The organism is Hydrogenophaga intermedia (genome assembly GCF_023715105.1).
Taxonomy (GTDB): Bacteria; Pseudomonadota; Gammaproteobacteria; order Burkholderiales; family Burkholderiaceae_C; genus Hydrogenophaga; species Hydrogenophaga intermedia_A.
In genome coordinates this window covers 122,706-135,495 of sequence record NZ_JAMBNO010000013.1, presented here as the reverse complement: position 1 = coordinate 135,495, position 12,790 = coordinate 122,706, and the positions used below count along the sequence as shown (strand labels likewise).

The following is a 12,790-nucleotide window of genomic DNA, read 5'->3' as shown; positions in this document are numbered from 1 at the left end:
CCGGACTGCGGCGGTGGTTCTCCATTGACCCATACGCAAGGCCGCAACTGGCGCAGAACGCGATGCAGGCATCGACCCACACGCCAGGGCGAATCGATTGGTGTCGCACTCTGCTGCGCAAAGGGCCCGCCGCCTTGCAGCGGTCCCATCTGCAGCGCGAACACCGCCCCGCTGACATGTCGACGCTTCACCTGATCGCGCTGGACAATTCCGGCTCCATGCGGCAAAGCGGTCGTCTGGCGTGGGCCAAGGGTTTCGCGGCGCGCCTTATCGAGGACGCGGCCCGTACCGGCAACCAGGTCGGACTGCTGCTGTTCGGGGGACAGGGGGTGCAATGCGTACTGTCGCCCACCCAGGCGCGGCGCTCGGCGTTGGGGCGCCTTCGGCCGCTGGGCGGGGGTGGCGGTACGCCCCTGGCGGCAGCGCTGGGTCAGGCGCAGACCGAACTTCTGGCGCATCGGCGGCGCCACGGCAATGGGCGCCGCCTGCTGTGGCTACTCACCGACGGGCGCAGCCTGGAGCAACCAGCAGCACCTACGGCGGCTGACCACATCGTCATCGTCGATTTCGACAACTCTCCTCGCCCACTCGGACGCTGCAGGGCCTGGGCACAGGCCTGGGGCGCCGAGTTGCGCCAACCCACCACTGACACACAATGACTCCAAAAACCGACCTCAGCACGACTGAGCTCATCATTTGCACCACCTGCCGCCCTGCGGAGAACACGCGAGATCAGCGCGCTGCAGGTGACATTCTGTTGGAAGCCGTGCAAACCGCACAGGCCTTCGGCGATCAGCCCGAGTGGGCCGCTATTCATGTGCGAGGGGTGGCGTGCACGGCCGGCTGCTCGCGCGCCTGCACGGTGGCTTTTCAGGCTCCTGGCAAGCACAGCTTCCAATTTGGCGACCTGACCCCCTCAGAGGACGCTGCCCGGCAACTGCTGGATTGCGCCGTGATGCATTTTCGGGCGCCCGATGGCAACTTGCCCCGCGATGCCCGCCCTGCCCTTTTGCGCAGCGGCATCCTGTGCCGCCTGCCACCGACCCGTTCATCCGCTGAAAGCAATCATGACGCGGGCCGTTGAAAGTCCTGCCGTGCAAGCCGCCGCGGCAGACACCGACCTGACCGGGGCGACGGCCCCGGAGCACGTTTTTTCGCCGGCTCAGCAGGAGGCCGTCTACCGCGCCATTTTCGAGCGGCGCGACATGCGCCACTTTGCCGGCGGTGCGGTTGCGCCGGCTGTGATGCGCCGCCTGCTCATGGCCGCGCACCATGCGCCCAGCGTGGGCTTCATGCAGCCGTGGCGCTTCCTGCGGGTAGCCACGCGCGCGTTGCGGGCCGAGTTGCAGGCGCTGGTGGAACAGGAGCGGCAGCAAACCGCCACGGCGCTGGGAGAGCGCATGGATGCGTTTTTGCGCCTCAAGGTCGAAGGCCTGATGGACGCGGCCGAGGTCTGGGTGGTGGCGCTGTCCGAGGGCCGTGAACAGCATGTGTTCGGCCGGCGAACCTTGCCGCACATGGACCTCGCCTCGACCGCCTGCGCGATACAGAACCTGTGGCTGGCCGCGCGCGCCGAGGGCCTGGGCATGGGCTGGGTTTCGATGTTCGACCCGGTGGCGGTGGCTTCATTGCTGGGTATGCCCGAAGGCGCAGAGCCCGTCGCGCTGCTGTGCATTGGCCCGGTCCGCCATTTTTATGATGACCCCATGCTCCAGCAACAGCGCTGGGCACAGCGAACGGCACTGGACGATGTGCTGTTTGAAGACACTTGGGGCCAGCCCCTGAGCGCGGGCGGGACGGCGGGCTCGGGACGTGGCGATTGATCCGGATCGCCTCAAGGAAATGATACGGAAAATGAACGTGCAGATCTCTCATGCCGACGCCTGACCTCGTCATGAGCCTCGTCGGTTGGTTCACCCCCGACGCAGCCGTACTGACCGGCGCGGTACTGGTCGGGCTGGGGCTGGATGACTGCAGCCCCCTTAATAGCCGTCGTTGTTGCCGTAACGCTGACGGGTGAGTCGATGACGGCTTCGTGCCAGCCAGCGTCTACCCAGCTCGTGACCACGACCGACGGCTGTCGCTGCCTATGCCGAGATCGCAACTATGTGCAGTTGCGATCTCGGCATAGGCAGCGCTATGTAAAGCTCGCCATAGCGCTGCACATCAGCCCTTCCAGTCAGCTGCCGCTCCGACGAGCTTTATTCCGTCTAGTCATCTGGAAAGCAAGGTGCGCTGAGCTGCCGAGACAGGATTGCCCTTCGCGCGAGCGCGCGATCTCTTTCCAACATGAAAAGTGGGTGACAGTTTTCGTTTTCGGCTGACACTCACTATTTACACGATTAAATTGTCAAAAATATCCATAATCTAAAAATATTAGTCAATTTTTGAAGTATCCCTTTCAAATATCCTCGATAATTGTCAATCAAAGATCGGCATCGTCACCACCCCGCATCACTCCACCGTCACGCTTTTTGCGAGGTTGCGCGGTTTGTCGACATCGGTACCCTTGGCCAGCGCCGTGTGATACGCGAGCAACTGCAGCGGCACCACGTGCAGGATGGGCGAGAGTGCACCGTAGTGCTCGGGCATGCGGATGACGTGAATGCCCTCGCTGCTGGCGATGCGCGTGTCGGCGTCGGCCAGCACGTAGAGCACGCCACCGCGTGCGCGCACCTCCTGCATGTTGCTCTTGAGCTTTTCCAGCAGGGTGTCGTTGGGTGCCACGGTGACCACAGGCATGGCAGCCGTCACCAGCGCCAGCGGGCCGTGCTTGAGTTCGCCGGCGGGGTAGGCCTCGGCGTGGATGTAGCTGATTTCCTTGAGCTTGAGCGCGCCTTCCAGGGCAATCGGGTAGTGCAGGCCGCGCCCCAGGAACAGCGCGTTGTCCATGCGCGCAAAGTCCTCGGCCCAGCTGATGACCTGCGGCTCCAGCGCCAGCACGGCCTGCAGCGCCACGGGCAGGTGGCGCATGCGCTTGAGGTGTTCGGCCTCCTGTTCCTCGCTCAGGTATCCACGCACCTGCGCCAACGCGAGCGTGAGCAGGAACAGGCCCGCGAGCTGGGTGGTGAACGCCTTGGTGGACGCGACGCCGATCTCGACGCCGGCGCGCGTGATGTAGGCCAACTCGCACTCGCGCACCATGGCGCTGGTGGCCACGTTGCAGATCGTCAGCGTGTGCTTCATGCCCAGGCTTTGCGCGTGGCGCAGCGCGGCCAGGGTATCGGCGGTCTCGCCGCTCTGGCTGATGGTGACGACCAGGGTGCGTGGATCGGGCACGCTGGTGCGGTAGCGGTACTCGCTGGCCACCTCCACCTGGGTGGGAATCCTCGCGATCGACTCGAGCCAGTACTTCGCGGTGCAACCGCTGTAGTAGCTGGTGCCGCAGGCCAGGATGAGCACGCGATCAACGTCCTTGAACACGCGGTAGGCGCCGTCGCCAAAGAGCTCGGGCGTGATGCCGGCCACGCCTTCGAGCGTGTCGGCGATGGCGCGCGGCTGCTCGAAGATCTCTTTCTGCATGTAGTGGCGATAGGGCCCCAGTTCGGCCGCGCCGCTGTGGGCGTGCACCGTGCGCACCGGGCGTTGCGTCGCGTCCAGCGAACGGCCGTTGGCGTCTGCCACCCAGTAGCGCCCCATCTGCAGGTCGACGAGATCGCCCTCTTCCAGGTAGACGATCTGGTCGGTCACACCCGCCAGCGCCATGGCGTCGCTGGCGAGGAAATGCTCGCCCTCGGTGCCCACGCCCAACACCAGCGGCGAGCCCGCGCGCGCGCCCACCACGCGGTGTGGCTCGTCCTTGTGGAACACGGCCAGCGCATAGGCGCCGTGCAGCTGCTTCACCGCAGCCTGCAGTGCGGCGAACACGTCGCCGTCGTACAGCGAATCGACCAGGTGGGCGATGACCTCGGTGTCGGTCTGGCTCTCGAACACATAGCCCTTGGCCTGCAGCGCTGCGCGCAACTCGTCGTGGTTCTCGATGATGCCGTTGTGCACCAGCGCCACGCGGCCAGCTGTGCCCTGTTGCACACCGGGCCCGTGGCTGAAGTGCGGGTGCGCGTTGTGCACCGCGGGCGCACCGTGCGTGGCCCAGCGGGTGTGGGCGATGCCGGTGCCGCTGGCGATGCCCTCCGCCTGCACCTGCTGTGCGAGTTCGGCCACGCGGGCCACACTGCGCGCGCGTTTCAGACCGGCGCTGTGCACAGCCACGCCGCAGGAGTCATAGCCGCGGTACTCCAGCCGCTGCAGACCTTGAACCAGCACGGGCACGATGTCGCGCCCCGAAACCCCCGCCACGATGCCGCACATGAACGCCTCCGGTGTTTGAACGGGACGAATGCTAGTCAGCCCTGAATGAAATTAACGTGCAAAATTGAACCTGGATCAGCACATTCTGTCTTGAAGGCAGATACGTTGCCATTTCATTCAAAACATAGACCTCAATGGAAGACTCATCCATCGATGCGACCGATCTGCGCCTGCTGGAGCTGTTGCAGGACGACGCGTCGTTGACCAACCAGGCCCTGGCCGAGCGCGCGCACCTGAGCCCGCCCACCTGCCTGCGCCGCGTCAAGCGCCTGCGCGAGCGCGGCCTGATCGCGCGCGAGGTGGCGCTGCTGGACGCCGACCGCCTGGCACCGTTGCTGGGGCACGGCCTGACCGCGCTCGTCGAGGTGAGCCTGGAACGCCAGGGTGCGGAGGCGCTGGAGGCGTTCGAGGCCCGTGCCGTGGCCGAAGCGCGGGTGCAGCAGTGCTACCGCGTCAGCCCCGGGCCGGATTTCGTGCTCGTGGTGCGTTGCGCCGATATGCCCGACTACCTGGCCCTCACGCAGCGGTTGTTCACGGGCGACGCCAACGTGCGCAACGTCAAGGGCTTTTTCAGCACGCGCTGCGCCAAATTCGATCCGCGCCTGCCGCTCAGAACCCCGATGTGACCGAACGGCTTAAACACCCCGGGGAGTTCGCATCAAAACGCACACTTATGCGCGCTGCGTCCATGCCAGGAGTTGACGGAATGCGCTTGGTGTAACAACCTCGCAACAAATTCTGCCGACCCGCCGGGCGTCGGCGCCTCAGGAGGTTTCTTTCATGGACATGGTGGTGACGGGATCGGTGATTGCCGCGGTGGTGCTTGCGCTGTGCGTCTGGCTCTACATGCGCTTCATGCGCTCCCAGGACGATGGTCGCGACGACCGCTTCAGCCCGGAGCGCATCCTGTCGTCCGAGCAGGTGGCCATGCTCGACTACCTCCAGGACACATTCCCGGGCCAGGTCGTGCTGCCGAACGTGTCGCTGGGCAACATGCTCTCGGTGCGCCGCGCCGCCAACAAGGCCGCCGCCAAGCAGCGCCTGAAAGAGCACCGCGTGGATTTCGTGGTCTGCGCGCCCGACGGTCGTCCCACCTTCGCCTTCGACATCGAGCAGTACCACCTGAGCAATGCCGAAGCCAAGGCGCAGCGCACGAAGGTGAAGAACCGCATCCTCAAGACCGCGGGTGTGCGTTTCCTGTTCCTCAAGAACGGCATCCATCGCATGCCCTCGCCGGCCGAGTTCCGCGCCCAGCTCAACCTGGTCGAACTGCCCAAGCCGAAGTCGGCGCAGCCCACACAGCCCGACCGCGAGACCGTGAAGAAGGAGCTGGAGAGCCAGATGTCCACGCTGGACGAGCAGTACGGCAACTCGGCCTACCGTGACTCCGAGGTGCTGGGCCTGAGCGGCCTCATGAGCCTGGAGGACGAACTGGCGCCGCGCAAGCCGCGCGGCGAGTCGCGCCGCTACGACGGCGGTTCGTTCGATGTGCGCGGTGGGCGCTGACCCCCATCCACCGGAAACACCCGCCCCAAGACAAAAGCGCCCCACAGGGCGCTTTTGTTTTTTCCGAACCGTCTCAAACGGGCTTCTTCTGTTTCTGCGGCCGCTGCCAGTTCGCAATGCTGGCCTGGCACCCACGGGCCACCGCCAGCGCGCCCGGCTCGGTGCTCTTGGTGATGGTGGAACCCGCACCCACGGTGCCGCCGGCGCCGATGGTGACCGGGGCCACCAGCACGCAATTGCTGCCCACGTGCACGTCGGCCTCGATCACCGTGCGGTGCTTGTTGGCCCCGTCGTAATTGGCGGTGATGCTGCCGGCGCCGTAGTTCACGCGCTCACCCACCGTGGCGTCACCCAGGTAGGCCAGGTGGTTGGCCTTGGCGCCCGCGGCCAGGGTGCTGTTCTTGACCTCGACAAAGTTGCCGATGTGCACCTCGGCGCCGAGGTCGGCCCCCGGGCGCAGGCGTGCGAACGGCCCCACCAGCGCGCCGGGCCCCACGCGCACACCGAGTGCTTCGCCGTCGATGTGCGTGAACGGATGGATCACCGCGCCTGCTTCGAGGCGCGCGTTGGCAATCACGCAATTCGCACCGATGCGCACGCCGTCACCGAGTTCGACGTGGCCCTCGAACACGCAGTTGACGTCGATCTCCACGTCCTGGCCACACACCAGCTCGCCGCGCACATCGAAACGGGCCGGATCGGCCAGGCGAACACCCTGCTGCATGAAGTGACTGGCGAGCCTGTGCTGGTGGGCGCGTTCGAGCTCGGCAAGCTGCTGCGGGCTGTTCACACCCGCCACCTGCACCGCATCGTCGATGCGGTGGGCCTTGACGGTACATCCGTCGGCCACGGCAAACTTCACGACATCGGTCAGGTAGTACTCGCTCTGGGCGTTGCGGTTGTCCAGCCGCGCCAGCCAGCCCCGCAACAGGCGCGTGGGCACCACCATGATGCCGCTGTAGATCTCGGTGATCGCGCGCTGGGCGTCGGTGGCGTCCTTGTGCTCCACGATGGCTTGTACCGAACCATCGGCACCACGCACCACGCGTCCGTAACCGGTTGGGTCGGGCAGATCAAGCGTGAGCAGTGCCGGGTGCTCACCCGCCCCGAGATCGACGAGCGCCTGCAGGGTCTCGGGGCGCGTCAGTGGCACGTCACCCGACAGCACCAGCGTCAGGCCGTCATCGGCCAGCAGGGGCACGGCCTGCTGCACCGCATGCCCGGTGCCCAATTGCGGCTCCTGCCGCACGAAGCGCAGCGACATGGCGGCCGGCGCGCGCAACGCGGCCTCCACCTGCGCCGCACCATGACCGGTGATCACCACCACCGAGCGCGCCGATAACCGCGCGGCGCAGTCGATCACGTGCTGGGCCAGTGCACGCCCGCCGATGCGGTGCAACACTTTGGGCCGCTGGCTTTTCATGCGCGTGCCCTTGCCCGCGGCCATCACCACCACATCCACCGGTTTCGACATGAGCACCTCTTTCGCAATTGATCGGCAAGCCCGCCGGGGCGGTGCCAGGTTGCGCCGGATTATCGCCCGCACCCTTGTGGTGCTCGGCGTCGTGACCACGCTGGTGGCCTGCACCACCGCACGCTTTGCGTACAACCAGGCGCCGCACCTGAGCCACTGGTGGCTCGACAACCACTTCGATTTCAGCGACGCGCAATCGGTGCAGGTGCGCGACGAGATCGACGGCTTCTTCAGCTGGCACCGGCGCGAGGAACTGCCCACCTATGCCGGCCTGCTGCGTCAATGGCAGGCGATGGCACTGCGCGACGTCACGGCCGATGAAGTCTGCACCCAGTTCGAGGCCATCCGCGGCCGCCTGTGGAGCGCTGGCGAACGCGTGATCGAGCCGTTCGCGCGCATTGCGCCGCAGCTCAGCGCCGCACAACTGGAGAACCTGCAACGCCGCCAGGCGCGCAGCAACAGCTCGTTCGAGCGCGACTTCCTGCGTGGCACGCGCGAGCAGCGGCTGCAGCGACGGCTTGACACCACCGTCGAGCGCAGCGAACGCTTTTACGGTGCCTTGAGCCAGGAACAGCGGGCGCTGCTGCGCCAATGGCTGGAAAAGTCCCCCTGGGATGCACAGCGCACCCAGGCCGAACGGCGGCGTCGCCAGACCGACCTGCTGCAGGCGCTGCAGACCGCCCAGCGCGAGCCGACCCAGGCCGAGGCCGCGTTGCGGGCGCACGCCCAGAGCCTGCTGCGCTCGCCCACGCCGGGCTACCAGGCGCACAGCGAAGCGGCCATTCGCCACGGTTGCGCCCAGTTCGCGGCCCTGCACAACAGCACCACGCCCGCCCAGCGCGAGCAACTGGTGCGCTCGCTGCAAAGCTACGAGAGCGACTTCCACACGCTCAGCGCGCAGCGCTGAGCCCGAACTCATCAGGTCACTGCGCGCAGCCAGATCCAGATCACGCCCAGCGACAGCAGCGTGACCGGGATGCCGACGATGGCGTGGCGCTTCCAGTCGATCAGGATGCCCTGCTGGCGCGCCAGATCGGCCACGATGAGGTTGGCGATCGAACCCACCAACAGCAGGTTGCCGGCGAAGGTGGTGACCAGCGCCAGCAGCACACCGGACTGCGGGGCACCCTGCAAGTGCGGCAGCAACAGCATGACCGCCGGCACGTTGGACACCAGGTTCGAAAGGCCCACGCCCACCACCAGCATCGGGCCGGGGTCGGTGAGCTGCACCCCGCGTTCGGCCATCCAGGCCACGGCCCCGGCCGACAGGCCCGTCTGCTCGAAGGCGTGATTGACCACGAACAGGCCCATGAACAGGATCAGCAGCGGCCAGTCGATGAGCTTCATGAACTCGGCCGACGCCAGCCGGCGACTGAGCAGCAACAGCGCCGCCCCGACCAGGGCCCAGACCTCGTGCGGCCCGTCGTGGAACAGGAACAGGCCCATGAGCACGCCAGCCACGGCCAACCCCTTGGCCGTCTGCCAGGGGTTGAACGGCGGGTCCTCGGAGCGCCGGTTGCTCGGGGGCAACGGATCGACGCCGGCATGCGGCACGCACACCAGCCAGCCCCACAGCAGCACCAGGCTGATCAGGACCGGCACGATGGCGGCGCGCGCGTACGCGGCGAAGTCGAGCTGCAGCACCGAGCCGATGAGCATGTTCTGCGGGTTGCCGATGAGCGTGGCGGCCGACCCGATGTTGGCCGCACACGCCAGGCCCAGCAGGAACGGCAGCGGATTGGTGCCCCGGCGCAGGCACAGCCGCGCCACGATCGGCGTCATCGCAAGGCACACCACGTCGTTCGAAAACACCGCCGACAACACCGCCGCCACGGCGATGAGCGCGGCCAGCAGCGCGGGGTCGGGCAGGGGCAACTCGCCAACGCGGCGCGTAACCGCGGCGTAGAAACCGCCCAGGCGCATCTGGGCCGAAATCACCATGAAGGCAAACAACAGCAGGATGGTGGGCAGGTCCACGGCCTCGGCCGCCTGCACCACATCCATGCCCGAAACAGCGATCACCGCGATGGCACCGAGCAGCGCGACACCGGATCGGTCCAGCCGCAAGCGCGGCAAGCCACCCAGGAACATGCCGAGGTAGACCACGCCGAAGATGAACACGATGGCCCAATCGGTGGCGGCGGCAATCAAAGGGTCGGAGGAGGCCATGGAGCGCGCATCGTAGCGGCGCCCAGCAAAAAGCCGCCCGAGGGCGGCTTACCGAAGGGAATGTGCCCGTGACGAACGGTCAGGCCTGCAAGTGCATTTCGGCGTCGTGGAACACCCGCGCGCTGGCAACCACTTGCCGCGCTTGCTTGGGCGCAAGCCGATTGAGCAGGGACTCCGCCAGTTGCTGAGTGAGATAGCGCGAGAGGAGGAAAAATGCCCGCATCCAGCTGCTGTGGGTGAGGATGCTGTACTCCACCGCAGCAAAGTACTCGCGCACCACCGTGCGCACGGCGTCGTCGTTCATCACCGGGTCTTTCGACAAGCGCGCGAGGCGAATGCGCGCCTGCGCCAGTGCGTGATCAAAGTCCTCATCGCGCCGCTGGGAAAGCACCACCTGAAGGATGTCGTCCACGCCCACATGAGGCGTTGACTGCAGCAACTGGTTGACTCGACCGTAAAGATGCTTGAAGACGGGCTGATCCTCCGTCATCCGATCCTGCGCGACGAGCAGGATCAGCTTGTCGCGCACCTCGTACAAACGAAAGCGGGCCCGAAGCCGGGCCGCACGCAAGAACAATTGATAGAAGACCGCTGCGGCCACCACAAAGATCAGCACATGCAGTACGAGCAGATTGATCATCAGTGCCCTCTCCGATGAGATGATTTTCTGTGTTTCAGCACCTGGCGCTCGAGTTCCGACTTCGCCTTGCAGCAACGTTCAACCTCGTCGCTCAGGATACGCTGGCGGTGCCCACAGTAGCGCGCCATCAACGCCAGTATCGCCGCCATGGTGAGAAATGTGAGCACCCAGAGGGTGGGTGGGTTCGAATCCGCGCCCATCACGGCTTGCCAGAGCCAGTCGAGGCCGGGGCCGATGGTGCAGATCGCCATCAATGACCCAAAAGCAAGACGCAGAAACGACACCATACATTCGCCACCAACCAAGATCGAAGGCCGATGATGGTATCAAAACTAATACTTTATGATTGTTTTGTAATCATGAAGGTTGCCGAACGTCATCCATTCGAATGAACGTTGCGGGCAGGACCCGCTGCGCGGTCAGGCCTGCAAGGCCGCTGGGTGCTTGTAGGCCCAACCGCTGCGCGGTCAGGCCTGCAAGGCCGCCCACATCTCCTTGTCCCGCTCAGCGGTCCAGATGCGGGGGTTCTTGATGCCCTTGGCTTCGTCGTAGGCGCGGCTCACGTCGAAGGGCAGGCAGTGCTCGTAGATGAAGACGTGGCCGAACACCGGGTCCATGCTCTTGCGGGCGTGGGCCATGGCGGCCTTGAGGTCCATGTTGGCGGCCACGGCTTCCTTGCCGGCCTGGAACAGGGTGGTGACCCAGCGCTTCGTGTAGTCGAGCGCCTTGTTCACGTCGGCGTTGCCCTTCATGGCCTCGCCGCGCCCGGGCACGATGTACTCGGCCTTGAGCGCGCGCAGCGCCTCCAGCGTGGCGGGCCACTCTTCGAGTTGGGCGTCGCCGGTGTAGACGCCGGCCTCGTACTCCACCAGATCGCCGCTGAACAGCACCTTCTCGCTCTCCACCCAGGCGATGGTGTCGCCGCGCGTGTGGCCCTGGCCGGGGTGCCAGATCTCGACCTTCACACCGCCCAGGTCGACGGTGAGTGAACCTTGGCGGCCCGCTGTGCCGTCGCCGATGACCATCGTGGGCCAGGTCAGGCCGGGCACGGTGTCGGCGCCACGGAACAGGCGCGGAAAGCGCTCCATCTCGCTCTGCATGTCTTCGGCGCCGCGCTCCACGATGAGTTCGTACGTGCCGCGGCTGGCAATGATCTCGGTGGCGCCCTCGGCCACGTAGGCACTGGCCCCCAGCACGCGCACCGCGTGGTAGTGGGTGAGCAGCACGTACTTGATGGGCTTGTCGCTGACCTGGCGGATGCGCGCGATCAGGTCTTGCGCCATGGCCGGCGTGGCCGTGGCGTCGCTCACCATGATGAACTTCTCGCCAATGATCACGCCCGAGTTCGGATCGCCCTCGGCGGTGTAGGCCCAGCAGTGCGGGCTGAGTTGCTCGAAGGTGATCTTCTTGTCCTGAAGGTCGGCCTGGGAGGCGAAGGCTTTGCTCATGGGGGTGGTCTCCGTGGGAATGTATGAATTTTAACTAAACGAAATTCGTTTCACATCCGTAAATCAATAAGGCCCGACGGACGTCACGGCCGCCGCCCCGCCAGCCCGCCTTCGATCACCGCCACCACCTCCTCGGCAAAGCCCGCATAGCTCATCGGCCCGCCGGGACGCAGCCAGGTGAAGGTCCAGTTGATCATGCCGAACAGCATCATGGCCAGCGCGGCCTGGTTGGCCGGGGTCACGCGCTCGGGGTAGGCGCGCTTGATGAAGCGGGTGAAGGCCGCCACCACGTCGCGCTGGCGGTCCAGAATGAGTTCGCGCTGCACCTCGCCCAGGAACTTGGTGTCCGACACGAGGGCCACGTGGCGCGTGGCGCTGCTCTCGTACTCGGCCAGGAAGGCGCGCACGAGTTCGTTCAGCGCTTCGCGCTCGCTCAGGTTCTTGCGCTGCGCGCGGCCCTCGGCTTCTCCGATCAACGCCAGCAGGCGCTGGGTGTAGCGGTCGAGCAGATCGAACAGTATGGCTTCCTTGCTCTCGTAGTAGTGGTACAGCCGCGCCTTGCTGGTGCCACACGCCTGGGCAATGTGGTTCATGCTCGCGGCCGGAAAGCTCAGTCGTGCGAAGCACTCGGCCGCGACGTCGAGGATCTGGTCGCGTTTGAGATCGTGGGTAGCGGACTTGGGTCGGGCCATGCGCCTATTGTGCTCACCCCGACACCGCGTCGGCGCTCACGCTCAAGGCGGGTTCGACTCGAAGCGCGAGAGCACGCGGCCGCGGCCGGCCACCAGGAACTCGCCGTAACCGAGCACGCCGCGCAGCAACCGCCCGAACGCCAGTGCCACGTGACCCAGAGCATGGCCGAGTTCGCGCGTCGGTGCGACCACCTCGCGTGCAAAGCGCCCGGGTGCCGCCACGCTCAACGGCTCGACACACCAGTCAAAGCGCAGCGCATCGCCGCTCTGCCACGGCTCCATCACCAGGTGGGCACCGGCGGGCACATGCAGCCGCTCGCCGCGCTCCAGCACGATGTCGCCCAGCCCGGCCGGTACGTGCGGCTGGTTCAACGTGACCCAGGCGCGGCCGCTGGTGATGTTCAGGCAGCTGTCCTCGGCGGGGTACAGGCTGATGGCCCGGTGGGCCGCGACGAGGTGGCCGCGGCGCGACGTGTTTGATGCCGATTCGGAACGGGTAGCCATGTCGGTTCTCCAGGCGCCGGGGGTGTTGGCGCGGATGTCATCTTCTCGC

Annotated in this window: 14 protein-coding genes; 6 read left to right on the top strand and 8 right to left on the bottom strand. The window is 66.1% G+C overall.

From position 1 onward, the window contains the following. The first annotated feature begins 176 nt into the window (after positions 1 to 176). From M3149_RS13910 to bluB, 3 genes are read left to right on the top strand one after another with little or no spacing between them, the layout of a single operon-like run. The gene (locus M3149_RS13910) at positions 177 to 659 is read left to right on the top strand and encodes a vWA domain-containing protein (RefSeq protein ID WP_251710146.1); all 483 of its coding nucleotides are present in this window, start codon (positions 177 to 179) and stop codon (positions 657 to 659) included. Beyond that, on the top strand, positions 656 to 1,084 hold the full coding sequence (locus M3149_RS13905) for a DUF1636 domain-containing protein (RefSeq protein ID WP_251710145.1): 429 nt from the start codon (positions 656 to 658) through the stop codon (positions 1,082 to 1,084). The genes M3149_RS13910 and M3149_RS13905 overlap by 4 nt, the downstream gene beginning before the upstream one ends. Further along, positions 1,068 to 1,823 carry a 5,6-dimethylbenzimidazole synthase gene (bluB, locus tag M3149_RS13900; RefSeq protein ID WP_251710144.1) on the top strand — a complete coding sequence of 252 codons (756 nt, stop codon included), beginning with the start codon at positions 1,068 to 1,070 and terminating at the stop codon, positions 1,821 to 1,823. Before M3149_RS13905 ends, bluB begins: the two co-directional genes overlap by 17 nt. A 631-nt stretch (positions 1,824 to 2,454) precedes the next feature. Here the strand turns inward: bluB and glmS are convergent. Next, entirely contained in the window at positions 2,455 to 4,308 is a 1,854-nt protein-coding gene (gene glmS / locus M3149_RS13895; protein ID WP_251710143.1) for a glutamine--fructose-6-phosphate transaminase (isomerizing), read from the bottom strand. A gap of 134 nt (positions 4,309 to 4,442) precedes the next feature. Between glmS and M3149_RS13890 the strand changes: the two genes are divergently transcribed. After that, entirely contained in the window at positions 4,443 to 4,934 is a 492-nt protein-coding gene (locus tag M3149_RS13890) for an Lrp/AsnC family transcriptional regulator (RefSeq protein WP_251710142.1), read from the top strand. 154 nt (positions 4,935 to 5,088) lie between these two features. After that, positions 5,089 to 5,814 (top strand): DUF2726 domain-containing protein, encoded by a 726-nt coding sequence (locus tag M3149_RS13885; protein ID WP_251710141.1) that lies wholly within the window; start codon positions 5,089 to 5,091, stop codon positions 5,812 to 5,814. Positions 5,815 to 5,887: 73 nt separating this feature from the next. On the opposite strand, the gene glmU is transcribed toward M3149_RS13885, so the two are convergent. Then, a complete protein-coding gene (gene glmU / locus M3149_RS13880; protein WP_251710140.1) occupies positions 5,888 to 7,288 on the bottom strand; it encodes a bifunctional UDP-N-acetylglucosamine diphosphorylase/glucosamine-1-phosphate N-acetyltransferase GlmU in 1,401 nt (466 codons plus the stop codon). On the opposite strand from glmU, the gene M3149_RS13875 reads away from it, so the two are divergent. Beyond that, positions 7,287 to 8,195 carry a DUF6279 family lipoprotein gene (locus tag M3149_RS13875; protein WP_251710139.1) on the top strand — a complete coding sequence of 303 codons (909 nt, stop codon included), beginning with the start codon at positions 7,287 to 7,289 and terminating at the stop codon, positions 8,193 to 8,195. The genes glmU and M3149_RS13875 overlap by 2 nt on opposite strands. 11 nt (positions 8,196 to 8,206) lie before the next feature. On the opposite strand, the gene M3149_RS13870 is transcribed toward M3149_RS13875, so the two are convergent. The 6 genes from M3149_RS13870 to M3149_RS13845 all read right to left on the bottom strand — a co-directional run bounded on the left by M3149_RS13870 (position 8,207) and on the right by M3149_RS13845 (position 12,741). Then, positions 8,207 to 9,457: an SLC13 family permease gene (locus M3149_RS13870; protein ID WP_251710138.1), complete on the bottom strand. Its 1,251-nt coding sequence runs from the start codon at positions 9,455 to 9,457 to the stop codon at positions 8,207 to 8,209. A gap of 79 nt (positions 9,458 to 9,536) precedes the next feature. Beyond that, a complete protein-coding gene (locus tag M3149_RS13865) occupies positions 9,537 to 10,097 on the bottom strand; it encodes a hypothetical protein (protein ID WP_251710137.1) in 561 nt (186 codons plus the stop codon). Further along, a complete protein-coding gene (locus M3149_RS13860) occupies positions 10,097 to 10,384 on the bottom strand; it encodes a hypothetical protein (protein WP_251710136.1) in 288 nt (95 codons plus the stop codon). The genes M3149_RS13865 and M3149_RS13860 overlap by 1 nt, the downstream gene beginning before the upstream one ends. A gap of 180 nt (positions 10,385 to 10,564) precedes the next feature. Next, positions 10,565 to 11,545: an MBL fold metallo-hydrolase gene (locus tag M3149_RS13855; protein ID WP_251710135.1), complete on the bottom strand. Its 981-nt coding sequence runs from the start codon at positions 11,543 to 11,545 to the stop codon at positions 10,565 to 10,567. 83 nt (positions 11,546 to 11,628) lie between these two features. After that, the gene (locus M3149_RS13850; protein WP_251710134.1) at positions 11,629 to 12,237 is read right to left on the bottom strand and encodes a TetR/AcrR family transcriptional regulator; all 609 of its coding nucleotides are present in this window, start codon (positions 12,235 to 12,237) and stop codon (positions 11,629 to 11,631) included. Positions 12,238 to 12,279: 42 nt separating this feature from the next. Continuing rightward, positions 12,280 to 12,741 carry a DUF2917 domain-containing protein gene (locus tag M3149_RS13845; protein WP_251710133.1) on the bottom strand — a complete coding sequence of 154 codons (462 nt, stop codon included), beginning with the start codon at positions 12,739 to 12,741 and terminating at the stop codon, positions 12,280 to 12,282. Positions 12,742 to 12,790 lie beyond the last annotated feature (49 nt).